General features: G+C 72.3%; 17 protein-coding genes and 1 pseudogene. 10 read left to right on the forward strand and 8 right to left on the reverse strand.

The genetic code is table 11. The annotated features are described in order from the left end of the window. Nucleotides 1-149: 149 nt before the first annotated feature. On the forward strand, nucleotides 150-1,343 hold the full coding sequence (locus WMF42_RS14970; protein ID WP_437692590.1) for a ferritin-like domain-containing protein: 1,194 nt from the start codon (nucleotides 150-152) through the stop codon (nucleotides 1,341-1,343). Nucleotides 1,344-1,629: 286 nt separating this feature from the next. Here WMF42_RS14970 and WMF42_RS14975 read toward each other — a convergent pair whose 3' ends face one another. From WMF42_RS14975 to WMF42_RS14985, 3 genes and pseudogenes are all read right to left on the reverse strand, one after another. Continuing rightward, nucleotides 1,630-2,535 (reverse strand): TauD/TfdA dioxygenase family protein, encoded by a 906-nt coding sequence (locus WMF42_RS14975; RefSeq protein ID WP_437694278.1) that lies wholly within the window; start codon nucleotides 2,533-2,535, stop codon nucleotides 1,630-1,632. A 57-nt stretch (nucleotides 2,536-2,592) separates the two neighbouring features. Next, nucleotides 2,593-3,573 (reverse strand): quinone oxidoreductase family protein, encoded by a 981-nt coding sequence (locus WMF42_RS14980; RefSeq protein WP_437692592.1) that lies wholly within the window; start codon nucleotides 3,571-3,573, stop codon nucleotides 2,593-2,595. After that, nucleotides 3,573-3,803 (reverse strand): annotated as a pseudogene (locus tag WMF42_RS14985) (hypothetical protein); the annotation flags it as partial. The gene WMF42_RS14980 and the pseudogene WMF42_RS14985, both read right to left, overlap by 1 nt. Before the next feature lie 244 nt (nucleotides 3,804-4,047). Between WMF42_RS14985 and WMF42_RS14990 the strand changes: the two are divergent. From WMF42_RS14990 to rpsD, 4 genes are all read left to right on the forward strand, one after another. After that, nucleotides 4,048-6,174, forward strand: a complete 2,127-nt coding sequence (locus WMF42_RS14990; RefSeq protein ID WP_437692594.1) for a DUF6055 domain-containing protein — start codon at nucleotides 4,048-4,050, stop codon at nucleotides 6,172-6,174. Between the two features lie 199 nt (nucleotides 6,175-6,373). Then, nucleotides 6,374-7,099, forward strand: a complete 726-nt coding sequence (locus tag WMF42_RS14995; RefSeq protein WP_437692596.1) for a hypothetical protein — start codon at nucleotides 6,374-6,376, stop codon at nucleotides 7,097-7,099. Nucleotides 7,100-7,351: 252 nt separating this feature from the next. Then, complete coding sequence (locus WMF42_RS15000; protein ID WP_437692598.1) at nucleotides 7,352-8,140, forward strand: class I SAM-dependent methyltransferase; 789 nt, start codon at nucleotides 7,352-7,354, stop codon at nucleotides 8,138-8,140. A gap of 133 nt (nucleotides 8,141-8,273) precedes the next feature. After that, the gene (rpsD, locus tag WMF42_RS15005) at nucleotides 8,274-8,885 is read left to right on the forward strand and encodes a 30S ribosomal protein S4 (RefSeq protein ID WP_061611533.1); all 612 of its coding nucleotides are present in this window, start codon (nucleotides 8,274-8,276) and stop codon (nucleotides 8,883-8,885) included. Between the two features lie 14 nt (nucleotides 8,886-8,899). Here the strand turns inward: rpsD and WMF42_RS15010 are convergent, their stop codons facing one another. Continuing rightward, nucleotides 8,900-9,538: a PadR family transcriptional regulator gene (locus tag WMF42_RS15010; RefSeq protein WP_061611532.1), complete on the reverse strand. Its 639-nt coding sequence runs from the start codon at nucleotides 9,536-9,538 to the stop codon at nucleotides 8,900-8,902. Nucleotides 9,539-9,914: 376 nt separating this feature from the next. Continuing rightward, a complete protein-coding gene (locus WMF42_RS15015) occupies nucleotides 9,915-11,492 on the reverse strand; it encodes a BNR repeat-containing protein (protein WP_437692600.1) in 1,578 nt (525 codons plus the stop codon). 406 nt (nucleotides 11,493-11,898) lie between these two features. Here WMF42_RS15015 and WMF42_RS15020 point away from each other — a divergent pair, with 406 nt between their 5' ends. After that, entirely contained in the window at nucleotides 11,899-14,511 is a 2,613-nt protein-coding gene (locus WMF42_RS15020; RefSeq protein WP_437692602.1) for a hypothetical protein, read from the forward strand. A gap of 15 nt (nucleotides 14,512-14,526) precedes the next feature. Here WMF42_RS15020 and WMF42_RS15025 read toward each other — a convergent pair whose 3' ends face one another. Beyond that, nucleotides 14,527-16,017 (reverse strand): carotenoid oxygenase family protein, encoded by a 1,491-nt coding sequence (locus tag WMF42_RS15025; protein ID WP_061609368.1) that lies wholly within the window; start codon nucleotides 16,015-16,017, stop codon nucleotides 14,527-14,529. A 192-nt stretch (nucleotides 16,018-16,209) separates the two neighbouring features. On the opposite strand from WMF42_RS15025, the gene WMF42_RS15030 reads away from it, so the two are divergent. Beyond that, on the forward strand, nucleotides 16,210-16,917 hold the full coding sequence (locus WMF42_RS15030; protein ID WP_063815844.1) for a TetR/AcrR family transcriptional regulator: 708 nt from the start codon (nucleotides 16,210-16,212) through the stop codon (nucleotides 16,915-16,917). A gap of 157 nt (nucleotides 16,918-17,074) precedes the next feature. Here WMF42_RS15030 and WMF42_RS15035 read toward each other — a convergent pair whose 3' ends face one another. Then, nucleotides 17,075-18,460, reverse strand: a complete 1,386-nt coding sequence (locus tag WMF42_RS15035) for an aldehyde dehydrogenase family protein (protein WP_437692604.1) — start codon at nucleotides 18,458-18,460, stop codon at nucleotides 17,075-17,077. 58 nt (nucleotides 18,461-18,518) lie between these two features. Between WMF42_RS15035 and WMF42_RS15040 the strand changes: the two genes are divergently transcribed. Further along, a complete protein-coding gene (locus WMF42_RS15040; protein ID WP_061609365.1) occupies nucleotides 18,519-19,310 on the forward strand; it encodes a Stp1/IreP family PP2C-type Ser/Thr phosphatase in 792 nt (263 codons plus the stop codon). A 10-nt stretch (nucleotides 19,311-19,320) separates the two neighbouring features. Here the strand turns inward: WMF42_RS15040 and WMF42_RS15045 are convergent, their stop codons facing one another. Next, nucleotides 19,321-20,397, reverse strand: coding sequence for an MJ1255/VC2487 family glycosyltransferase (locus tag WMF42_RS15045; RefSeq protein WP_061609364.1), 1,077 nt, complete (start codon nucleotides 20,395-20,397; stop codon nucleotides 19,321-19,323). Here WMF42_RS15045 and WMF42_RS15050 point away from each other — a divergent pair. Continuing rightward, a complete protein-coding gene (locus WMF42_RS15050; protein WP_437692607.1) occupies nucleotides 20,396-21,430 on the forward strand; it encodes a hypothetical protein in 1,035 nt (344 codons plus the stop codon). The genes WMF42_RS15045 and WMF42_RS15050 overlap by 2 nt on opposite strands. 689 nt (nucleotides 21,431-22,119) lie before the next feature. Then, nucleotides 22,120-23,421 (forward strand): DUF1566 domain-containing protein, encoded by a 1,302-nt coding sequence (locus WMF42_RS15055; protein WP_437692609.1) that lies wholly within the window; start codon nucleotides 22,120-22,122, stop codon nucleotides 23,419-23,421. The last annotated feature ends 16 nt before the right edge of the window (nucleotides 23,422-23,437 follow it).

A 23,437-nucleotide genomic window follows, 5' to 3' on the forward strand; every position in this document is an offset into this window, starting at 1 on the left:
GGAGACGCTGAATTCCTGCGGATCTCGCGCTGGTACATCTTCTGCTACGAGGCGGTTTCATGACCAGCCCGCCCCCCTCCATGGCTCACTTCCGAAGCGCGTTCGCCCATCGTCTGACACGCGCGATCCTCGCCACAGCAACGCTCGGCATGGCTGCTGGAGGCGCCGCCTGCAGCGCCAGCGTCATCCACGATCGCCCGTCCGGCGAGGGCGGCGGCGGGCGCAGCGACGATGGCTCGGGAGCGCCTGGAGGGATGGGCGGTGAGGGAGCGCAAGGCGGGTACAATCCCGAGGTCGTCACGTCGGTCCAGGCGGGCGGCGTCTCGTGGACGGAGGAAGGAACTGTGTGTGTCGCGCCAGAGCTCCTGGGCGAGGGAGGGCAGGGCGGCGCGGGGGGCTCCGGCGGCGCAGGCGGCTCCGGCGGCGCAGGCGGCGTGTACACGGGCGCATGTCCTACGCTCGACCCCATGGACCCGGACGTCCCCGGGCCTCCCGCCGGGTGCTGGTACAGCAGCCTCGGCGGCGGTGTCCCGCGAGGCGGCCAGTGCTGCTACGAGTTCGCCGCGAGCTGCGGCGGCTCGGGCCGCCCGTTCCTCGTGGGCGATCGCGCCCGCACCGCGCTGGCGCAGCGGCGCGCGGCGGGCGCATGGGGGGCCGCCGCGGCGCGTCCGGACGTCGCGCCGCTCACGCCGGCGACCCGCGCCGCGCTGGCCGAGGCGTGGCTCCGCGACGCCTTGCTCGAGCACGCCTCGGTCGCCTCGTTCTCGCGGTTCGCGCTGGAGATGATGGCGGTCGGCGCCCCCGCCGAGATGCTCGACGCCGCGCACGAGGCAGCGCGCGACGAGGTGCGGCACGCAGCGCTCTGCTTCGGGCTGGCGAGCGCCTACGCCGGCGCGGCGCTCGAGCCGGCGCCGTTCGCGTTCGGGGGCCGCGTCGAGGTCACCTCGGATCTCGCCGAGCTCGCGGCGCGCGCCGTCCGCGAGGGCTGCGTCGGCGAGACGCTCGCCGCCGTGCAGGCCAGCGAGCAGCTCGCGCACGCCACCGACGCGGCGGTCCGGAGCGCCCTCGCCGCGATCGCCGAGGACGAGGCGCGGCACGCCGAGCTCGCGTGGCGCTTCGTGGCCTGGGCGCTCCAGACCGGCGGAGACGCGGTGCGCCAGGCCGTCTCGGCGGCCTTCGAGGCGGCCCTGGCAGCGCCCCCGCCGGCCGCCGCGGCGGCGGACGCCCCCGCTGCCGCCCTCGCCGCGCACGGGCGCCCCGACGACGCCGTCATGGCCGCCGCGCGCCGCTGCGCGATCGCGGATGTCATCAGCCCCGCCCTGCGCGCGCTGCTGGCTGCATAGCCCGGCGTCCGCGCCGCCAGCGAGCCGGGCGGTGACGTCCGCCTGGCTGGTCTTTGCCTCGAGCTTCGGCCTGCTGCTCTCCGACCGCATGTAGCGGCAGGCGCTGCGTGCGGTCTCTCCGTCGCTGAAGCTGGCGTGGGGGCCTGTCCGATCCCAGATGGGAGCTCTGAGCGGCATCGGGGCGATGATTGTCGGTCTGTGCGCGCCGCGCGGTGACGCCCCGCCGCGCCGATCGAGGTGGAGCCGGCGCTGGCCCGGTGAGCCGGGAGGAGCGGGGGAGACGCTGTCAGCAGGGCTGGTCGCCGATGATCGTGGCGCGCTCCATCTTGCGCACCGCAGGCCAGTAATCCTGGACGGCGTAGTGCTGGGTGCAGCGGTTGTCCCAGATCGCGACGCTGTTCTTCCTCCAGCGAAAGCGGACCTGATACTCGGGGATCGCCGCCTGGCTGATCAGGTAGCTCAGAAGCTGGCTCGCCCCGGGCGCGAAGTCCTGGCCGACGCGCACGTTGTCCGGCGTGTGGAAGTTGACGAAATGTGTGGTCGTGCTGTTGACGAACAGGACCTTTTCGCCGGTCTCCGGATGGGTGCGCACCACCGGGTGCTCTGCGTCGGGGTAGCTGATCTTGAGCGCGCGGCGCTTCGATATCGGCAGGGCGGCACCGAAGGTGGCCTCGATGCTGTGGCTGGCGCGCAGCCCGGCGATCTGCTGCTTGATGTGCTCGGGCAGGCGGCTGTACGCCTCGACCATGTTGACCCAGATGGTGTCGCCGCCGACCTCCGGCGTCGCGATGCAGCGCAAGACGCAGCCCATCGGCGGCGCTTCGCGCCAGGTCGCGTCGCAGTGGTACGCGTTCTCGTAGTGCTCCGGCGGGCTGTCCAGGTCCTTGTAGATGCGAACCAGACCCGGATGATCGGGATCGCTGGCGGCCACGGGGTGGTCTTCGAGGTCGCCGAAGCGTCGCGCGAACGCGACGTGGTCGGCGCGGGTGACGTCCTGGTCGCGCAGGAACAGCACCCGGTGCTTCAACAGGAGCGCCCTGATCTCGGCAAAGAGCGCGTGGTCGCGCGCGGCGTCGGCCAGGCTGACGCCGCGGAGCTCGGCGCCGATGGTGCAGGTGAGCGGCTCGACCTGGATGGGGCCGCGCGTCGGCGCGCAGGCCGCGCCCGTTCGGGTGGGTGCGGAGCTGGTCATTCTGGTCCTCCTGGTTCCGCTGGTGTGGGCGCGACGGTGTACCGTCGAGCTCACGCGCTACACGACGAAGATCGAGGAGCCGGTCGTCCTGCGCGCCTCGAGGTCACGGTGCGCCTGCGCGGCGTCCTCCAGCCTGTAGCGCTGGTGGATCTCGATCCGGATCCGCCCCGCGGCGACGTGGCCGAACAGCTCGCCCGCGAGCTCGCGCTTCTCCGCTGGATCAGCGATGTAGTCCGCGAGCGCCGGGCGCGTGACGAACACCGATCCCTTGGCCGCGAGCTGCGTCAAGTCAAGCGGTGGGACCGGGCCTGAGGCCGTGCCCAGGCACACGAGCAGCCCGCGCCGCTTCAGCGAGCCGAGCGAGCCAGCGAACGTGTCCTTGCCGATGCCGTCGTAGACGACCGACACGCCGGCCTCGCCCGTCAGCTCGCGCACGCGCCTCGCCACGTCCTCGCGTCCGGAATGGATGATGTGATCGCAGCCGTGGGCGCGAGCGATGTCCCCCTTGGCGTCGGTCGACACCGTGCCGATCACCATGAGGCCGAGGAGCTTCGCCCACTGCGAGACGATCAGGCCCACGCCGCCCGCCGCCGCATGCAGCAGGATGCTGTCGCCTGCCTTGAGGGGCCAGATGCGGCGCATCAGGTAGGCCGACGTGAGTCCCCGCATGGTCATCGCCGCGGCTGTCTCGTAGCTGATGCCGTCCGGCAGCCGGATCAACGGCGCCGCGCGCAGGATCCGCTCGGTGCAGTACGCACCGAGCGTGTCGAGGAAGCCGGTGTACGTCACCCGGTCCCCGGGCGCGACGTTCGTGACGCCTTCACCGACCGCCTTCACCACGCCGGCGGCCTCTACCCCGATCCCGCTGGGGAGCTGTACGGGATAGAGCCCGCTACGAAAGTAGGCGTCGGCGAAGTTGAGCCCGACGGCGACGTGCTGGACCAGGGCTTCCCCGGGACCCGGGCTGCCGACGTCGACATCCTCCCAGCGCAGGACCTCCGGCCCGCCGGTCTGGTGAAAGCGGACTGCATGTTCCATCAAATTCCCCCGGATCCCGTCCCGGCGCGAGGTCGCCACGCGCAGCGGCACACCGCGCTCGCCCGCCGTCGGTTGGGCGCATGGCCGAGCTTCGCCAGCGTCTCGTCGACGCTCCTGTACGTCTCGCCGATCTTGTCGATGCGGCGCGCGTCCTTGCCGTCCGCGAGCTCGCGGCCGAGCTCGCGCGCGATGCGGACTGTCTGTTCGATCTGCTGCGCGGAGGAGCTCCTGCCTGTCGGCGCACTGGAGCACGGCAGTGCCGTCCTCTCTGGTTCCTGGCCGCTCCGAGCGCAAGGGGTACGGCGGGATGGGCGCTAAGCCGTCGTGCCGGCTCGTCCTCTCGGCGCCGTCGTCGTGGCGCGGATGAACCAGGGCTTTCACCCTGACCTGTTCTCCGCGCCGTGGATGAAGCGGAGGCTCACAAAGGCTTGATTTGCTTTGCCTGCCGAGCGAGCTCCGGGCGAGGATACAAGCATGCTTGAACGGGCTCATGGGACACCGGAGCTGCGCAGTCGTGCCGTCCCCGAGACGTCCGCCTGGACGAGCCGCGCGCGAGCGGGCGCTCGGCGCAGGCTGGGCGCGTCGCTCGAGGAGCGGCTCGCGAAGGGCTCGGCGCTCGCGATCGCCGGGATCCTCCTTGCGTGCGGTCAGCCCTCGGAGCAGCGTGCTGTGGAGTCCGCGTCCGGCAGCGGCGGCGCGGGGGCGACCGCAGGCGCCGGCGCGATCGCGGGCGCCGGTTCCAGCGGAGGCGCGACGGGTACGACGGCGAGCGGGGGCGCCTCGGCGAGCGGCGCGGGCGGCGGTCCAGGCGCCTGCCAGGAGGGCACGACGAGCACGACGTGGGCGACGAGCTGTCAGGCCACGCGGGAGAGCTGCACGGCAGGCACGTGGAGGGCGCCGCGCGACGGCGGCGAGACGCGCGCGCCCCTGCGCCACGAGTCCGAGCACTTCGCCATCTACTGGCCAGAGGGCACCGACATCACGCTGGGCCAGGCGGAAGCGGCGGCGGAGACGCTCGAGGGCATCTGGAGCGCTTACTTCGGCAGCCCGATCTTCTTCCCCGAGCCGTACTGCAGCTCGGCAGACAAGTGGAAGGCCGCTGTCCACTTCGACAACGACTTCCCGCTCTGGGGAGGCGGCTGGACCCGCAACGGCATCAGCTACATGGGGATGTGGATCGGCCCCGGCGCCGCGCGGGATCGGTGGGGGCTCGCTCACGAGCTCATGCACGGCGTGCAGTCGACGACCCAGGCATTCCCGGAGTGCGGCGGCGTCGGCTGCTGGATCTTCGAGAGCCACGCGAACTGGATGCCGCACCAGATCTGGCGGGACGACGTGCACTGCTCGGAGATGCTGCCGAACATGCCGCACCTCTATTACGGCAACACGCGCGACCGTTACTGCAACTGGCAGTTCTTCGAGTTCTTGAAGGACAAGCACTGCCATGGCGCCGTCAATGACATGTGGGCCTTCGAGGCCCCGAGCGGCCAGCGCGACCCGTGGCAGAAGCTCATGCTGAGCCGGGGGTGGGACATCGAGCAGCTCAACGATCTGTTCGGCGAGTGGGCGATGCACAACATCACCTGGGATTACAAGGACCCGCCGCCGACCGACGGCGCCGATCGTTCCAGCGTGTATCGCCAGGCGTACGGGTCGATCGAGACCGATCCCACCTCGCGCGGCCGCACGGAACGGCGGCTGCGGCTCACCCGGCTCGAGGCGCTCGACGCGGACTGGGCCCAGGACCGCCGCTTCGTCTCGCCGTACCACTGGGCGCCGCAGCGCTGGGGGTACAACGTCGTGCGCCTGCACCCGGAGCCGGGCGCGACCAGCGTGCAGGTGGAGTTCCGGGGGGTCACGCAGGCCGACGCAGAGTCCGGGTGGCGCTGGGGCCTGGTGGCGACGGATCCGGATCTGACAAGGGCGCGCTACAGCCCGCTGCAGCGAGGGGCCGACGGCGCGCTGAGCTTCTGCGTCAGCCCGGGCGAGAACGTCTATCTGGTCGTTGTCGCGACGCCGACAGAATACCAGAAGCTGGTCTGGACGAATCCGTCCGACGGGCCGGCGTACCCCTCGATCTATCGCTATCCGTACATGGTGCAGGTGGATGGGGCCTGGCCCGCCGGGTTCCAGGACGGTCAGGTCGAGGCGTGTCCGGCGGGCGCGGTGAGGCATTCGAACGGCGGCGGCTGCGCGCCCCCGGGCACGCCGTCGAGCGTTTATGTCGGCCCTTACGCCCGGATCCTCGGCGGTGAGGTGAGCGGGGATGTGCGCGTCGAGGATCACGCGACCATCGTCAACGGGACGATCTCCGGCGGTCGGATCGGGGCGCTCAGCCTGGTCGGGCAGGGCGGCGCGGGCATTCAGGCGCGCGACTTCGACGTGAGCGGCTCGGCGGTCGTGCAGACAACGTTCTATCCGCTCGGCTGGTTCGGCGGCGGCCAGTCCGTCTCCGGGACGGCGCGGCTGCTCGGAGATGTCGAGTTCGTCGCCACGTCGAAGTCGAGCAATACATTCTACGGCTTCGTCCCCGGCGACTGGACCGGCGTCTCGTTCGTGGCCGAGGTGACGGTCGCGCCGCCGTACGCCTGGCGGCCGTGATGCGGCGGCCCGGCGATCGGAGAGGCTGACCCCAACCCGGGACGGGTCGCCCCCGCCGCGAAAATTCTTGACCCCTCCTTCCACGCTGCCGTAAGTTCATTTTGAAAATGATGTTCATTATCAATTTCGGGCGCACGCTGGCGGGGGTCGAGGACGGCGTCGATGCCTTCTGGCGGCAGCGACAGCGTCGCGGCGCTGGGTGCCGTGCCTCTCGTGGGGTGGCGTGCGGTGGGGGGAGGCGCTCGTGAAGGGGCCGGCGGCGTCGGCGTCGAGCGGCCGCGTTCGCGCCGCGGCTCTTCGGGGGTGGGGGAGCGACGGCCCGCAGCTCGACGCCGCGCTCGTGGGCTCGCTCCCGCGGGCGAGGGCCGCGCTCGGGCTCGCCGGCCTGGGCCCGTGGCACTGCTCGCCGCGCGTCCTCCGGCTGATCGTCGCGCTCGCGCTCTCGAGCGGGGAGATCGGCGTCCTGGTGAGCGCCGCGGTCGGGAGGGAGGACGGTGCGGTCGCGGAGGAGCCGTCCGGCGAGGCGTTGCGCGTCCTCATCGACGCCGTGCTGACGAACGCCCGCGCGGCGCGCCGGCTTGCGCGCGCGCTCGACGCCGCGCTGGTCGACGAGGCGTCCGGCTACCGGGGGCTCTGCGTCTCGGAGCTCGCGGGGCGCTGGGCTCTCGCGCGGGCCACAGCGCCGGCGAGGGACGCAGCGGCGCTCCTCTGGGCGAGCGCGCGAACGCCGGGCTCGCCGATGCGCTTCCTCGAAGAGCGCATCGCCGACGATATCGAGCTCCGCGCGCTACGGGCCATGGCAACGTCGATGAGGGCGGCGGGCGCGCCATGCTGGACCGGTCCGACGCGCCCGACGCGCCGCTCGAACGAGCGGCGGGGCGAACGAGGCCCCGGAGCGGTCGCCCTCGCCGGGAGAGGGCGGTAGCGGGCCTCACCGCGGCTGGCGCGCGTCGCGCAGCGGCCTGGGAGCGGGCTCACCGTGGTTGGCGTGTCAGCCCGGTGAGCGGGCACACCGCTGGTCAACCTCAACCTGGGTGAGGTCATCGCCGCCGCTGGCCAACCTGGGTGAGGTCGTCGGTCAACCTGCGTGGCCGGTCAACCTGGGTGAGGTCGTCGGTCAACCTGGGTGAGGTCGTGCTCTTCGGCTTGACAAGAGACAGACGGATCTGTCATGAAAATGAAAATGACTTTCAACATCGATGCAGCCCCCTCGTTTGCTCGACGCGAGCTCGCAGGCGTCGCCGCGTGCGCCTACGCAGCCGACGCGTTCCCGGACCTCGGGTTCCACGACGACGAAGCGCGCCGCCTCGCCCGCGTGCTCGACGTCGAGCGCGCGGGCTTCACGGAACAGGAGCTCCGCCCGCTCGCGACCCGCGCGCGCCTGGTGGACGACGTCGTGCGCGACTTCTTCCGCCGCCACCCGGACGGGCTGGCCATCGGGCTCTTCTCCGGGCCGTGCACTCGCTTCTCGCGCGTCGACAATGGCCAGCTCCACTGGATCGAGATCGACGTTCCCCGCGTGATCGCATGGAAGCTCCGGCGCGCCCCCCGGACGCCGCGGTACGCGCTGGCCGCCGCGTCCCCTGGCTGCGACCACTGGATCGATCAGCTCTCCGAGGCGCACGGCTGGCCCACGTTGATCCTCGGCCTCGGCCTCTTCTCCCAGCTCGGCCCCGAGCGGATCTCCGCCTTCCTGACCCAGGCCTCCCTGCGCCTCGCGACAGGCGTGGAGCTCCTGCTCGACGCGACCCCGTGCCTCCGCCTTCGTCCCTCCACGGCCAGGGGCGTGCGCCACGTCGAGCTCCACCGAGAGGGGGGCGGCGTCGAGACGTTCCCGTGGTTGCGGGTCCTCGACGAAGACGACTACCCCGAGCCGCTCGGCGCCCGGGTCCGGACCACGAACGGGCTCGCGCGATTCCTTCGGAAATCCCAGTTCCCCATCCTCCGCCATCTCCGGCGCGTGTGAACCCTCGAGAACAGGATCAGGAAAGAAGACAAAGGATCTCGATGAACATCCAGCAATCCGTTGACGCACCGGCGCCGGACGGCGCCGCGATCTGCCCTCGCGACGCGCGCGTGTCTCCGGGGAGGGCCTCCACATGAGCCGTTACACAGGACCTCGCGTGAAGGTCATGCGCGCGCTCGGGGTCGAGCTCCCCGGGCTGTCGGCGAAGAAGACCGAGCGTCGGCCCTATCCCCCCGGGCAGCACGGCCAGGCCCGCAAGAAGCTCAGCGAGTTCGCCCTGCGGCTCCGCGAGAAGCAGAAGATCCGGCTCAACTACGGCCTCACCGACACGCAGCTTCGAACGCTCATGCTCGAGGCGCGCAGGAGCAAGATGGCCGCCGGGGCGAAGCTCATCGAGCTGCTCGAGCGGCGGCTCGACAACGTGATCTTCCGCGCGGGCTTCGCGCGCACCATCCCGGCCGCGCGACAGCTCGTGACCCACGGGCACGTGCTCATCGACGGAAAGCGCGTGGACATCGCCTCTTACCGCGTCCGCGCCGGAGAGACGGTGAGCGTGCGGGAGCAGCGGCGTGACCACCAGACCGTCGTGGCCGGCCTCGCGAGGGCGGACATGGAAGCTCCCTCGTGGCTCGCGGTCGACAAGGACGCCCGGCAGGCGCGCGTGAACAGCCTGCCGGACGAGACGAGCATCCCGTTCCCGATCGAGGTTCAGCTCATCATCGAGTACTACTCGCAGCGGCTGTGACGGCGAGCGCGTGATCAAGGCCGCCGGCCGGCGCGCTTCTCCGGATCTTCGTCGAGCAGCTCCTCGATGTCGGCGGCGGCCTTGTCGAGGATCTTCACGGTGCGCGCGAGCACGGCCGGCGTGAGGCGCCCGCGGCGCATGGCGTGGCGCAGCAGCTTCATGAGCGAGCCGACGCGCTTCATGACGTCGCCGAAGTCCTCGGCGAAGCGCTCCCACGAGGTCTCGGCGAAGCGCTCGTAGAACTCGTCGACGTACTCGCGGTTCGCCTTGAGGTCCTCGCGCCCGGCGTCGGTGATCTCGTAGACCTTGCGCCCGTCGGCCTCGTTGACGCGCGCGTGCCCGAGCTCCTCGAGCATCTGCAGCGTCGGATAGATGACGCCGGGGCTCGGCCTGTAGGCGTCGCCGCTGCGCTGTTCGATGGCCTGGATGACCTCGTAGCCGTGGCGCGCTCGCTCGGCGAGAACGTCGAGGACGAGGTAGCGCACGCCGCCGCGGTCGGCCCGGAGCGGCGGTCCTCCGAACCAGTCGCCCCACCAGCCGGGCGGCCCGCCGCCGAGGCCGGCCCGACCTCTCCCGAACGGACCACCCCTCGGCCCTCGCGGGCCGGCGTGATGGTGGTGGCCATGGTGGTGGTGGTCACATCCCCAGAACATAGGTGAGCTCCTTCTCTTGCTCGGCGGCGGACCGCCACGTCGGCGAGCACGCAGTTGCCGCGCGCGTGGGCGGACCGCCCCGGCCCTGCGGATCCGGGCAGCCCGCGGCGCCCGATCCGATAGTCTAAAAGATATATCTAGACGATAGCTCTCGACATGCTCCTGTCAAGGCGCGGACCCGACCCGGGTCGAGGCTCGCGCGCCGATACGAACGGGCTGGGCCCCCAGGCCGGCCCGCGCGGCGGCGAAGCGGCGTCGACAGCGCTCTACAACTCCGCCGAGGCCTATCTACAGAGGTGGGAGCGCACGCTCGACCGCTGACCCCCCTGCGCCCCTCTGGCCACCGTGGGCCACCCAGGCGCGCTCTTCGCGCGGCTCACCGGAGCGCGTACTCCAGCCCCCAGATGTTCACGGAGCTCCGCTCGGGATAGTACACAGTGAGCTCGTCCGATGTCTCGAGCCGGGCGGCGTCGATCAACGGATCGGAGAAGAACCGCCCCGCGTCGGTGTCGTCGAGGAGCGTCCACGTCGCGTAGCCGTCGCTCGGCGATGCGCCGGCGATGCGCAGATCCGGGAGGATCGCGTAGACGTTCTCGGTGGAGGAGATCGCGAGCTTGCCCCGGAAGTTCTCGATGACCCGCAGGCCGAGCCCATGGCGCGCCCACGTCCCGTCGGTGTCGCGCACGTAATGGAAGAACTCGCTGCGCGACCGGGCGCTCGTGAAGTTGGCGTTGTCGGCCTCCCCGTCGGGCAGGTGCGAGAGCAGCACGTGGACCCGGCCGCTCGCGTCGACCGCCATGTGCTCCTGGTTGATGAGCCCCCGGTTCTGGCCGATCGGCCACACGGAGAGCCCCGTCGTGCTCCGGGTCACGAAGGATGCGCCCGTCGTCGCGACCTTCTCACCCGCGTTGTTCGTCCAGGTGCGCCCGTGATCGTCGCTGTACACGTACAGGAGGTCGTGGTTCGTCGTCGCGTCGGGCGTGTCTCGCCAGCACCACGCCGCGTGCAGCCGCGAGCCGCCGCGCGTGTACGCCAGGCCGTGCAGGTAGGCGTTCATGCTGGCGTCCGTGCCCTCGATGTACTCGCCGAGCGAGGTCCAGGCGTGGGTCGCGGCGTCGTACTCCCACAGGTGCTCGTCGCCGCTGCCGCTCTCGCCGATCCGGGCGCTGAAGAGCAGCTTGTTCCCGCCCGGCTCGGTGACGAACCGAGGGTAGGTGACGAGCCGCACGGTGTTCGAGCCGACCAGCGCGCCCGAGACGGCGCTGAAGCTCGCGGCGGCCCAGGCGGCGCCCTCCGGGTCGGTCAAGAGACCCGTGACCGAGCGGCGGTAATGCAGCGTGCTGCCGTGGTGATCGAACGCGACGTGCAGCGTGCCGTCGCCGGGCGCGACGCCGAGAGAGATCGTGTTGTGGGCGTCGTCGGCGCTCAGCCGGTGGTCGGTGAAGTCGAACTTCTCCCAGGATCCGGCGGCCCCGCCCGGGCTGGCCGGCAGCTTGCGGCGCGCGAGGACGACGTTGCGATTCCTGTTCCAGAAGGCCGTGTACTGGTAGCCGTTGAAGGACACGATCGCGTCCTGCTGGAACGACTCGCCGTTCACGTAGCCGCCATAGGACACCACGGTGAGCCCCGACTCCGCGAGCTTCCCCTCGCCGCGCTTGACGATCCCGGGCGCGACAGCTCCCGTGCCGCCGGCGCCGGTCGTCGAGCTCGTCGCGGTGACCCCACCGCTTCCCGTGCTGCCCGCGCCCCCCGCGGCGACGCCGCCGGTGCTGCTGCCGCTCGCGCCGGCGGCCTCGGTGGCCGCCCCTCCCGCGCCCTGGCCGCCGCCGACGGCGGCACCCCCGCTCGATGTCGAGTCGCCGGGCGGCGAGGCGGGCTCGCCGTCGCTGCAGCTCGCCAGCCATCCGACCGATGAAAGAACGAGCAGCAGGGACAAGGGAAGGGGATTGGTCATGCGTCTGCCCGGCGATACTGCCGTTCAGCGGCGGCGCCAAGCGGCGCCGGCTTCACGCTCTCCGGGGCGGCCCTGCAACGCACGATGAGGGGACCGGCCGCGCTCGTGGCGAGTCCGGAACTGGGCCCCAGAACTGGAACAGCATGGCCCTGTTGAACGGAGGGCCCGATGATCGCCTGTCCCCAGACGCGTGTCCGCGAAGGAACTCGCGCTCCCAGCATGCGCAACGTCCACGGCGCTCGTCCTCCTCGCCTCCCTGAATCGCCTCTCCCCGTCTCCTCGACGTGAGTGCGTCCCCAGGTGACGCGCCCGCGAGCACGCGACTTGCCGTGAGGGCGCGAAACTCCGCCGCGCGCGCCCTGCGCCGCGCGGCGGCGGACGCGCTGCCCACGCGGCGAGGAACATCATGTCCAGCCTGAGCACGGAGAGCACACCCCGCGAGCGCCTGGATCGCGCGATCAGCGTCCTCGGCCGCGTCCGGATGTACTGGCGCGGGGTGGCCGCGATGATCGCTGTCGGGCTCTCGATCTCGCTCGCCCTGGCGCTCACGACGAAGCGGGTGTGGCGGAGCGAGGCCACCCTCCTCTACCGCGAGACGATCCAGACCGGCCGCGACCCCCAGAGCAGCGCCGCGCGCGCGGCGCGCCTCGGGCCGAAGCTCAAGGACACGCTCACCGCGCGCGGGACGCTCGCCGACGTCATCGAGGAATTCGGGCTCTACCCGGAGAAGACCGCCCGCTCGATGGTCGAGGCCGTCGAGGAGATGAAGGACCACGTCGGCTTCCGCGCGCAGAGCAGCGATACGTACGTGATCTCCTTCACCCACGACGACCCGCACGTCGCGCAGCAGGTCGCCGCCCGCCTCACGCAGATCCTGATCGAGGACTACCGCCGCGCCAGCGTCGGCGCGGCGACGATGACCCGCGACTTCCTCCGGGAGGAGCTCGGCGACGCGAGCGCCAAGGTCGAGGAGGCGAGCCGCGCGCTCGCGACGTTCCTCGCAAGGAATCCGCAGTTCCAGTGGGGTCTCAACGACTCCCCGTACGCGCCCGCGCCCCAGACGCTCGGCCCGCCCGGCGCCCCCGCGCCGGCCGCTGGGCGGGTCGCGCCAGCGCAGCCCGCTCGCCCCGCCGATCCGCAGCTCGCCGCGCTCGAGAGGCAGCTCGCCCGGGTCGACGCGCTGCTCGGGGCCGGGCGGTCGCCGTCGGCGGCGTCGGGGCAGCCGTTGCCCCACAGCGTCGTCGAGGCGCAGCGGGCCCGCGACGCGGCGGCCACGGCGGTCGCGTCGGCCGAGGCGGCGCTCGCCGAGAAGCTCACGACAGTGACCCCGCTCCACCCGGACGCCATCGCCGCGAAGCGCCGCGTCGAGGCGGCCAAGGGCCAGCTCGCGGCCGCCGAGAGCGCGCTCGGCCTCGTGCGCGCGGGCCTCACCGAGGTGTCGCGCGACGAGGCGCGCGCGCTCACGCCGCCGCGGCGCGCGGCGCTCGAGGCGGAGCGGAGCGCGCTGCTCCGGCAGATCGGGGGCCTGCGCGCGCGCGCCGGCGGCGGCAGGGCGGACGTCGGCGGCGAGGCCCGGCGCGCCGCGCGCGCGCCGGTGGGGAGCGCGTCGGGCGGCGAGGCCCTGCGCGGGTCGGGTGAGCCCGACCAGGGCGCCGAGGAGCGCGTCATCGAGCTCGAGACCGAGTGGCACCGGCTCCGCCTCGATCTCGAGCGGGCGCGCGAGTACCTGAAGACGGTGCAGGCCAACGAGCGCGCCGCGAACCTGTCCGCGGACGCCGCCGAGGACAAGAGCGAGACCGAGCTCGACATCCTCGACCCGGCCTACCTGCCGAGCCGCCCCGATCGCGGGCGGGGCCGCGTCCTCTTCGCGGGCGCCGCGGTGACGTTCTTCTTCGCGCTCGGCGTCGCCGGGGCCCGCGTGCTGCTCAACGACACGCTCTACGACGGCGGCGACATCCACGCGCTCGGCGGCCCCGCCCTGCTGGCCGCGATGCCGGAGCTCCCGGCGCGCCCCCCGCTCCGCGAGCGCGCGATCGTCTCCGCGTACGGCCCCGAGCCGTCGAGCGCGCCCGGATACGCCGACGGGCCGTCCATCGCGCCCCCGCACATCACGGAGCCGCCCCACGCGCCCCCGGATCCGGACGCGGCCTCGCCCGATCTCGCCCCGGAAGACGCGCTCCCCGACCACCTCGATCTCGACGGCGCCGACGTCCTCCCCGAGTCGTCCTGGAGCGCGCCCGCGCTCGCCTGCGTGGGCGCGCGCCCCCTCTCGTACGCGCCCAGCGCCGCGTTCGGCGAGCCCGAGGTGGAGATCCTCGGCGCCGACGTCGACCCCGAGGGGTACGGCGTCTTCGAGCTGCTCCGCGGCACGCCCGCGGCGGCGCTCGCGGCGCTCCGGGTCCTCCGGCACCGGCTCGATCAGCGGCGCGGGGGCGAGCCGCTCGCCGTCGCTGTGGTGAGCCCCGGCCGGGCCGAGGGCAAGACGGCGCTCGCGACCCGGCTCGCGATGACGCTGGCCGAGGCCGAGCGCGCGCGCGTCCTGCTCGTCGAGGGCCACCTCGCGCGCCCCCGGGTCGCGGCGCTCCTCGGCCTGCGCCTGCCCGCGCACGCGGGCTTCTCGGGGCAGCTCCGGCGGCGCATGGCGGGTCAGGTCCGCCCGCTCGGCGTCGTCGCCGTCAGCCCGTCGCTCTCGGTGCTCGCGGAGCCGTCGATCGAGGCGGGCTACCCCGAGGCGCTCCACTCGGTCCACTTCGAGGCCGCGCTGCGCACGCTCCGGCGCTACTACGACTACGTGGTGATCGACGGCCCGCCGGTCCTCGGCTCGGGCGACGCCAACGTCATCGAGGACGCCTCCGACGGCATCCTCCTTGTCGCGCGCGCCTCGATGACGCGCGCGTCCTCGCTCACGCGGGCCGCCGAGCAGCTCGGCGAGCGCCGCATCCTCGGCGTGGTCCTGAACGACGTCGCGCCGCGGCCGGTCGCGAGGAAGCGGATCGAGGTGGAGGCGCCGGCGACGTAGCGCGGCCTCCGTCCTTCAGCGCTCCCGCGGCAGGAACGTCCCGTGAAACGTCTGCGGCGAGGCGTGGGGCAGGAGCATCCGCGCCAGCGGCGCGTCGTCGAGGTGCGCCGCGTCCCAGACGTGGACGGCGCTCTTCCTGGCCTTCACGTCGGTGATCAGGGCGAGCACGTGGCCGTCTCCCTCGGCCGCGCCGGGCGAGCGCGGCACGAACACAGGCTCCGAGGGCAGCTCGTGCGGCGCGAGCTGCGCCCGGGTGACAGCGCCCGTGCCGAGCTCGACGCGGGCGATGCCGTTGCCGTGCCGGTCCTCGTCCTGCCTCGCCGTGGCGAGGAAGACAACGCCGTGCCGGTCCCCCTCGACCCGCGGGTCGCAGCGCGGGAACTCGCCCATGACGCCGCCGAGATCCTCCGCGACGAGCTGCTCGCGCGCCGCGCGCACGCGGTGGCGCACGAGCACGCCGCCCTCGATCGACGCGCTCTCGGGCCTGTCCGGGTCCTTGCCGATGACGCCGAGCGTGTCGAGCCCCGGGTAGCGGACGAGGTCGACGACGAGGTCTTCGCCGTCGTCGTGGGCGTTCGCGAAGTGCCACTGGAAGAACGGCTCGACGCTGAAGCGGCGCACGCGGGAGACGTCGTCGATGTCGACGACGATCACCTCGGTGCCACGGCGCGGCTCGAAGCGCACCCAGGAGTCGAAGCTCCCCCACTGCAGGAGCGCGCGCGCTGTCCGGATGACAGCGGGCGAGACGAAGAACACGAGGTGCCTCCGGGTCGCGCAGAAGTCGTGGAGCATCACCGGCGCCTGCAGCGGCACCGCGCCGAGCGCCCGCGCGCGGCCCTCGTCGTCGACCGCGTAGAGGTCGAGGTGCGGCCTGCGCCCGTAGCGGACGCCGAAGTTGTAGCTGGTCTTCCGGGCGGCCACCCGGCGCGGGTGCGCCGAGAAGGTGGGGCCGACGACGCCGCCGAGATCGCTCTCGCCCAGCGTGTCGAGGGTCGCGGGATCGAGCTCCGTCGGCCTGCCCGCCTCCATCAGCGCGAACAGGCGCCCGCCGGCCACGAAGGGGCTCGTGTTCGCGACGTTCTTGCCCTTGCTGCCCCTCAGCGCGCGGAGCAGGCGCGTGGGCCACGGCAGCGTCGAGCCGTGGAGGCGCCGGCCGGCCGCGAGCTCCTGCAGGAGGCCTTGGCTGCGCACCAGTCGGTGCGCGCCCTCTGCCCGTCCGCCCACCATCCGCACGGCGAGCACGCCCCCGTCCGCCTCGAACGGGTGCGCCACGGCGACGCCGAACAGGGTGGCGCGGGCAGGGCCCACGCGAAAGAGCGTGCCCTCGAGCCCTTCGGGCAGCGCTCCCTCGACGGAGAGCGGCGTGAAGCCGTACTCGGCCTCGATGTCGGTCAGGTGATCGAACCCGCGCTCCGCGCGCGCAGCCTCCGGGGAGGCGCCGCGCGCGCCGGCGAAGGCGGCCTCGAGGGCGGCGTCGGGGACGGTGGCAGACAGGGCGATGGACATGGGGACCTCCGGGCGGCCGATGTGATCGGTGATCACATTTGCTCTCCGCCTGTGTAATCATCGATCACATTCGCGCAAGCCGGATCCTCGTCGCGCCGCGCGCGGCGCCCGGAACCCCGCGGATCGCGGCGGATCGCGGCGGATCGCCGGTCTTTCCCTTGACGCCGCCGCCTGTCGCCGGGAAAGCGCGGCATGCCTCCGGGTCGAAAGCGCGCCGAGGATCCGCCTGCGGAGGCGGCGACCCCCAGGAAGTCGCCAGCCCGGCGGGCGTCCTCGAGGCGCCCGGCGCGCGGCTACCATCATGGGGACCTCAAGCGCGCCCTCGTGGACGCGGGGCTGGCGCTCCTGGAGGAGGGCGGCGTCGAGGCGGTCCGGCTGCGGGAGGCCGCGCGGCGGGCCGGCGTGTCTCCGGCGGCGCCCTTCCGCCACTTCCCCTCGCGCGAGGACTTCCTCCGCGCGGTCGCCCTCGCCGGCATCGAGCGGTTCGAGCTCGCCTCGGCGGCGGAGATCGCGGCCGCTTCGTCCCCGCTGCTGCGCTTCCGGGCGCTCGGGCTCGCCTCGGTCCGCTTCGCCCTGGAGCACCCCGCGCTCTTCGAGCTCCTGAACGGCCCTGCCTTCCGCGCCGACCCGGAGGGCGCGCGCGAGCTCCTGGCCGCCGAGGACGAGGCGCGATCGCGGCTGCAGGCGATGCTCGAGGAGGCGCGGGCGCGCGGCGAGCTGCGCCCCACAGACCCCATCGTCACGGAGGTCGCCGGCCGGGCGCTTGCCTACGGGCTGGCGCGCATGTTCCTCGACGGCCACCTGCCGCGCGAGGGCGCCATGGAGCTCACCGCGGCCGTCCTCGACGTGCTCGGCGAGGGGCTCGCGCAGGCGCCTCCCGGGGCGAGCCGGTCGGACTGAGGAGAAGAAGAGGACCGCGAAGGCGTCAGGGAGAGAAGAGAGGAGGGGAGGGGAAGGAGCTCCGGCGCGACGGCGCCTTTCCTCTCCATCGATCTCTTCCCCTTCTCTCCTTCGTCTCTTGCGCCCTTGCGGTCCTCTTCTCTCCGTTTCCATCCCGTCAGCCGAGCTTGAAGTTGATCGACTTCGGCCGGGTCAGGTGGAGGAACCCGAGCGCCGAGAGCGTCGCGCCCTTGCCGGTGTTCTTCGTGCCCGTCCACGGGAGCGCGGGATCCAGCGTGTCGCACTGGTTCATGAAGACCGTGCCGACCTCGAGCTCGGCCGCGAGCCGCGCCGCGCGCTCCCTGTCGCGCGTCCAGATCGACGCGGTGAGCCCGAGATCGCTGTCGTTCATCAGCGCGAGCGCCTCCTCGTCGGACGAGACGGGCACGATCGGCAGCACCGGCCCGAACGACTCGATGCGCATCACGTCGAGATCGGGCGCCGTGTCGACGAGGAGCGTCGGCTCGAAGAAGCGGCCGCGCCCGTCGACCTGCGTCGCCCGCCCGCCGCAGAGCGCCCGCGCCCCCCGCGAGAGCGCCTGCTTCACCTGCGCCTCCAGGAACGCCGGCGCGTGCGGCTGCGCCATCGGCCCCAGGTTGGTGCGCTCGTCCGTGGGGTCGCCGAGGACGTAACGCTTCATCAGCTCGAGCGCGGCTTCCACGAAGGCGGGATAGAGATCGCGGTGGACATACGCTCGCTCGACAGCGCAGCAGCTCTGTCCTGCGTTGTAGCAGGCGCCGTCGACGATCCCGTCCACCGCCTTCTCGAGGTCCGCGTCCGCCGCGACGTACGCGCCGTCCTTGCCGCCGAGCTCCAGGCCGGCGTCGACAGCGACCTTCTTCGACGTCGCCGCGTAGATCCTGCGTCCGCCTTCGACGGAACCGGTGAATCCGACGTAGTTGACGCGCGGGTCCGAGGCGATGCGCTCGGACGTGGGGTGGTCGCAGTGGAAGGCCTGCACAACGCCGGGGGGCGCGCCGGCCTCGGCGAACGCCGTCGCGAAGTGCTCCCCGCAGAGCGGCGAGCGGGGCGAATGCTTCAGCAGCACCACATTGCCCGAGAGCACCGCGGGGATGACCACGTTCACCGCGGTGAGGAGCGGATAGTTCCAGGCAGGGAGGTTGAAGACCACACCGAGCGGGGCGCGCACGATGCGCCGCTCCGTCCCCTGCTGCTCGGGGAGGACCACGTCGGCGAGCGAGGCCTCGGCGATCGAGATCATGTGCCGAGCTCGCTTGGCCATGCCCGCAATTTCATTGCGGGATTGGCGCAGCGGCTTGCCCATCATCCGGGTGATGTCGGCGGCGATCGACGGCGCGCTGGCCTCGATGCGCTCGACAGCGCGCAGGCACAGGGCGGCGCGCTCGGCGAGCGGGGTGCGCGCGAAGCTCCGCGCGGCGGCGGTCGCGGCGTCGAGGAGCCGGTCGACCTCAGTCTCATCGGCGAGGGGCCGGCGGGCGGCTTCTTCGAGGGTATAGGGGTTGTCGATCGCCAGGTCGGGCATGGCGGGGGAGATTAACCCAGTTCCCTGGGGGGCCAAGCGTCGTCTAGACTCGGGGCGAATGCGCGCCATCGCGGCAGGGCTATCGGACGTCGGCAGGGAGCGGGTCCACAACGAGGACCGATACATCCTGCTCCCCGAGTTCAACGTCTACGTCGTGGCGGATGGCATGGGCGGCCACGAGGCCGGCGAGGTCGCGAGCCGGATCGCCGCGAGCGCCATCGCGGGCTACTTTCGCGAGGCGAACGGCAAGCGCCGCAAGGCGTCCACCGGCGACCGGCTGCGCGCCGCCGTGACGTACGCGAACGCACGCATCTTCGCGCACGCCGACGATTCCCGGTTCTACCGCGGGATGGGCACCACGGTCGTCGCCGCGGCGTTCGCGCCGCGCGAGCGGAAGTTCTACGTCGCGCACGCGGGCGACAGCCGCTGCTACCTGCTGCGCCGGGGCGGGTTCGCGCAGCTCACCCGGGATCACTCGCTCATCGCGGACGCGCTGCTCGAGCGGCCCGATCTCACCGAGAGCGACCTCGCGTACCTGCCCCGCAACGTGATCACGCGCGCGCTCGGCATCGGCCCCAGCGTCGACGTCGACCTGCGCGCCGAGCGCGTCGAGCCCGGCGACGTCTTCCTCCTCTGCTCCGACGGCCTGCACGGGCTCGTCGACGATGGCGAGATCGCGCGCATCATCGAGGACAACGCCGTGCTCGCCGACGCGTGCTGCAAGCTCATCGACTGCGCCAACGAGAACGGTGGCCGCGACAACATCACCGCCGTGCTCATCCGGATCGAGGAGACAGCGGCCGCGTCGTGGAGCCAGCGCCAGGGCGCGAAGACCCGCAACGCGCGGTAGCGCGCCAGGCTCAGAGCACGCCGGCGGCCGCGCGATCGAGCAGGCCGTCCATCACCTCGAAGAGCTGCCGGTTGCCGTCCTGGGAGTAGCCCGCGAGCTTCTCCTCGCAGGCGGGGATGGCCTTCACGAAATCCAGGATGACCGCCGGGTCGTCCAGCGAGCCGGCGGCGCGGCCGAACCCCTCGCGCTCGAGGTAGCGGGCGTTGAGCACCTGCTCGAACTGCCGCCCGAGGGGGACGGCGAGCATCGGCTTGCGCAGGTAGACGGCCTCGCCCATCAGCGTGAACCCGCCGCCGGCGATGACGGCGCGGCACGAGGCGAGATCGTCGATGAAGCCCGCCTCGCTGAAGGGGCGGTAGCGCAGGTTCCCCTCGACCTGCTCCTCCTGGATGTCCCGGCGCATCCCGTAGATGCGGCACTCGAGCCCGGTCCTGGCGAGCGTCTCCGAGAGCGCGTCGTTCCCCTCGGCGGTCTGGTAGACGAGCAGGTGCTCCCCGCGGCGGCGGTTCGCCGTGATGATCTCGGGGCGGAGGATCGGCGGCACCAGCGTGGTGTCCTGCTTGCGGACCGGGGGGCGGAAGAACGTGGCGATGACGTAGTGTTTGCAGAACGGCAGCTTGCTCTTCACGAACGCGCGCGTGATCTGGAAGTCGGCCTCGTGGCCGGCGAGGATCTCCGGGCCGTGCGTGCACCGGTTGATGATCTGCATGTTGTCGACCGAGACGATCGGCAGCCGGTGGAGCTTGGCGTAGAGGTACGTCCACGACTCGAAGTCGCTGACGGTGAGCTCGGGGCGAAAGTCCTTGATGAGCTCGAAGTACGCGGCGATGTTCCTCGGAATGCCCGTCGCGCCGGAGAGCACGTTGGACCAGAGCGTCTTGCCGCGCCGGACCCGGTTCTCCTCGTAGATCATGTGGAGCCCGTGGATGCGGTTCACCCCCGCGAAGCGCTTCGACAGGAAGTCGGTCGCCCGGCCCGACGCCATGATCTCGAGCTCGTGCCCCTGCGCGAGCAGGTGTTCGATCACGACGCGCGAGCGCATGGCGTGCCCCATCCCTTCGCCGACGACGCCATAGAGGATCTTCATGACGCGCGAGTGTAGCGGGGGCGACCCGGGCTCCGGAAGGAATCGGCGGCGGATCTGGAGCGAGCTCTTGCCGCTCGAGGTGGTGCGCGCCCCGCGGACGCTCGCGCTGCTGCGGCGCCACGGCCTGGAGCTCTCGGTCGCCGTGCGGCCGGAGACGGCGGCCGGGCTGCCGGATCTCGCGGCGGCGTGCGCGGACGCCGGGGTGGCGGTCGCTGTGTGGCCGATGATCGAGGACGAGGCCGGGCGCTGGGCGAGCGCGGGCAACGCGGCGGCGTTCGGCGCGTTCGTCGCGCGGCTGCTCGAGGTGCTCGACGCTCGCGGCCTCGCCGCGGCGGAGGTCGTGTTCGATCTCGAGCCGCCGATCGAGCACGTGCGCCGGGCGCTCGCGGGCGGCCGCGGCGCGCTCGAGCTGCTTTGCGGCGGCCGCGCTGGAGCGGGCGTGGGCCCGCTGTGGCGCGACGCGGAGCGCGCCTATGCCGGGGTGGCCGCGGCGCTGCACGCGCGCGGTGTGGCGACGTCGGCGGCGATCGTGCCGCTCGTCCTGGCCGACGGGCCGTCGCGCGGCTGGGAGCGCCTCCTCGGGACGCCCGTATCGGCGCCGCCGTGGGGGCGCGTCGGCGCGATGCTCTACACGTCGCTGCTGGAGGGCTACTCGCGGGGCGCGCTCGGCCGGGCGGACGCTGTCGCGCTGCTCGCCTCGGGGTGCCGCGCCGCGGTGCGGCGTTTCGGATCGAGGGCGGGCGTCTCGCTCGGCGCGGTCGGCACGGGCGCGCTCGGCGACGAGCCGGTCTACCGGTCGCCCGACGAGCTGCGCGAGGACGTCGCTGTCGCGGTGGCCGCCGGGGTCCCGGATCTCGCGCTGTTCGACCTCGGCGGCGTGCTGGCGCGCCCCCCGGCCGACGCCTGGCTGGAGGCGTTCGTGTCCCCGCCGATGGACGCGCGCCTCCCCCGGGCGACGCTGCGCGCGCGCGGCGTCGCCGCGGCCGCCGCGCTCGTCGGGCGTGCGGCCGGCTGCGCTCGCCGGAGCGATTAGCCGTGATGTGACTTGCCCTGGCCGCGGTAGCGCTTCCAGTGATGCCGCTTGTTCTTGTTCTTCGGCCTGCTGTTGCTGGAGCCGCCGATAGACGTCTTCTTGGTGGACAACGACATGCGCGCTTCATGGCGCCGGGACGGAGCGAGCGAAAGGGGGCCCGGAGGGCGCGAGGCGCGAGAGATTCCTACCGTTCTTGACCAGGTTGCTCGATCCCCTCGTTCCCAATCACCAGGAGCTCGATCCGCCCGCGCTTTGTCGGCTGGTCAAAGAATTGGCGGCGCACGAGAACGCGCGCTCGTCCTGTCGACAACGCCGGGTCGGTGCGCCTGCGGAAAGCGCGCCAGTTCTGCGACCCCGCGCAGCGCAGAGCTGTTGAGGCGCGATCGATGACATTGCGAAATGAATCCTTCTTCCGGTGCGCACATTGACGTTCGTTGCGCATCGTGTGATAGGTTGATGCGGTTCGAATTGGTTTATCTTGTGTGCCCTTGCCGCGCCCCCGATGTTTGTGCCTGATACCGTGATGGGGAAGAATTTGAACCACAGAGGGCACAGAGGGCACAGAGGATAGAGAATTTTTCTCTCTCTCTTTTCTTCCCTCTGTGCCCTCTGTGCCTCTGTGGTTCATTCTCTCTCATGATCCACAAGCCTCGGCGACGCGGCACCAGCTTGACTTGATGGAGGTGCCTGTGAATCGAAGCAATCGGTGGGTCCTTCGCGCGACCCTGGCGACGTCCACCACGGCCGCGTGCGCCCGCAGGGGAATGGCGCTCGGCCTGGCGCTCGCGGCAGCGGCCTGCTCCACCGCGGGGGACACCGGCGGGAGCGTGGATGCGGGCGATCGTGGCGACGCGATCACCGAGAGCGCCGCGTCGGGGACGGGCGGCGCGCTCGCGACAGGGGGAGCCCCCGGGACGGGCGCCGGGGCCGGCGACGCGGGGAGCACCGGGACCACCGGCAGCGGCGGGGCCGGCGGCGCGGGGACCGCCTCGAGCGGCGGCGCGACGGGCGACGGTGGATCGCCCGGAGAGGGAGGCGCCGGAAGCGGCGGCGCCGGAGCGCCCGACACCTGCAGCCGGGCCGCCGCCTGCGGCACGCACAAATGGGCGTGCTGGCCGATGCCGAACCCCGCGGGCAGCGGCCTGCCCAACCCGGCGAGCACCACCGATGTCGGAGGGGGCGTTGTGCGCGACAATGTCACGTGCCTCGAATGGCAGCAGAGCCCTCCTTCCGAGGCGTACACATGGGACCAGGCGATCCGCTATTGCGAGGACCTGACGCTCGGCGGGCACTCCGACTGGCGCCTTCCCACGCGCATCGAGATGACGTCGATCGTGGACTTCACCCGGAGCCCGGCCATCGACACGGCCGCATTCCCGGGCGCGCGGGGGGGCTTTCACAAGACGTCGTCCGACTGGATCCTCACGATCCGGCAGGCCGGCGCCGGGGCCGGCCGCGACTATGCCTGGGCGTTCAACATGAGCGACGGGATCGTCAGCAACGCCTACTCCAAGGCGACGGCGGCGAGCCTGCGCTGCGTGCGAGGCAATGGCGAGGGGGAGGCGCCGAGCAGCCCGGCCGTGGCGCCGCCCGATCAGTACACCGTCGTGTCGCCCGGAGAGGTGATGGATAACTACACCGGGCTGATCTGGCAGCAGGGCTATTCGCCGACGACGTTGCGCTGGGCCGACGCGGCGGGCTATTGCGAGACGCTCGGCCTCAACGATCGCGCCTGGCGCTTGCCGAGCATCCGGGAGCTGGCGACCCTGGTCGACGAAGCGCAGGTGGCGCCGTCGATCAACCGGGCGATGTTCCCCGACACGCAGTACGGCGCCCGCAGCAACGACTGGTACTGGGGCTCGCACGAGGCCGCGAGGAGCGCTCCGGCGGCGTGGGCGCTGAATTTCGACGATGGCTTCACCGGGTTCAACGCCGGCGCCAGCGGCAAGTGGAACTACTTCACGGAAGCGTGGGTGAAGTGCGTGCGCTGAGCGCGCCGTCGCGGCG

The sequence above is a fragment of the Sorangium sp. So ce176 genome (assembly GCF_051519835.1).
In the GTDB taxonomy this organism is placed as follows: Bacteria; Myxococcota_A; Polyangia; order Polyangiales; family Polyangiaceae; genus Sorangium; species Sorangium cellulosum_G.

What these genes read in the sequence shown, in the direction of transcription:
- WMF42_RS14970 (WP_437692590.1), top strand. Translation starts at nt 150, where the DNA reads ATGGCTGCTGGAGGCGCCGCCTGCAGCGCCAGCGTCATCCACGATCGC.
- WMF42_RS14975 (WP_437694278.1), bottom strand. Translation starts at nt 2,535, where the DNA reads ATGACCAGCTCCGCACCCACCCGAACGGGCGCGGCCTGCGCGCCGACG.
- WMF42_RS14980 (WP_437692592.1), bottom strand. Translation starts at nt 3,573, where the DNA reads ATGGAACATGCAGTCCGCTTTCACCAGACCGGCGGGCCGGAGGTCCTG.
- WMF42_RS14990 (WP_437692594.1), top strand. Translation starts at nt 4,048, where the DNA reads ATGCTTGAACGGGCTCATGGGACACCGGAGCTGCGCAGTCGTGCCGTC.
- WMF42_RS15000 (WP_437692598.1), top strand. Translation starts at nt 7,352, where the DNA reads ATGAAAATGACTTTCAACATCGATGCAGCCCCCTCGTTTGCTCGACGC.
- rpsD (WP_061611533.1), top strand. Translation starts at nt 8,274, where the DNA reads ATGAGCCGTTACACAGGACCTCGCGTGAAGGTCATGCGCGCGCTCGGG.
- WMF42_RS15010 (WP_061611532.1), bottom strand. Translation starts at nt 9,538, where the DNA reads ATGTTCTGGGGATGTGACCACCACCACCATGGCCACCACCATCACGCC.
- WMF42_RS15015 (WP_437692600.1), bottom strand. Translation starts at nt 11,492, where the DNA reads ATGACCAATCCCCTTCCCTTGTCCCTGCTGCTCGTTCTTTCATCGGTC.
- WMF42_RS15020 (WP_437692602.1), top strand. Translation starts at nt 11,899, where the DNA reads ATGTCCAGCCTGAGCACGGAGAGCACACCCCGCGAGCGCCTGGATCGC.
- WMF42_RS15025 (WP_061609368.1), bottom strand. Translation starts at nt 16,017, where the DNA reads ATGTCCATCGCCCTGTCTGCCACCGTCCCCGACGCCGCCCTCGAGGCC.
- WMF42_RS15030 (WP_063815844.1), top strand. Translation starts at nt 16,210, where the DNA reads ATGCCTCCGGGTCGAAAGCGCGCCGAGGATCCGCCTGCGGAGGCGGCG.
- WMF42_RS15035 (WP_437692604.1), bottom strand. Translation starts at nt 18,460, where the DNA reads ATGCCCGACCTGGCGATCGACAACCCCTATACCCTCGAAGAAGCCGCC.
- WMF42_RS15040 (WP_061609365.1), top strand. Translation starts at nt 18,519, where the DNA reads ATGCGCGCCATCGCGGCAGGGCTATCGGACGTCGGCAGGGAGCGGGTC.
- WMF42_RS15050 (WP_437692607.1), top strand. Translation starts at nt 20,396, where the DNA reads ATGACGCGCGAGTGTAGCGGGGGCGACCCGGGCTCCGGAAGGAATCGG.
- WMF42_RS15045 (WP_061609364.1), bottom strand. Translation starts at nt 20,397, where the DNA reads ATGAAGATCCTCTATGGCGTCGTCGGCGAAGGGATGGGGCACGCCATG.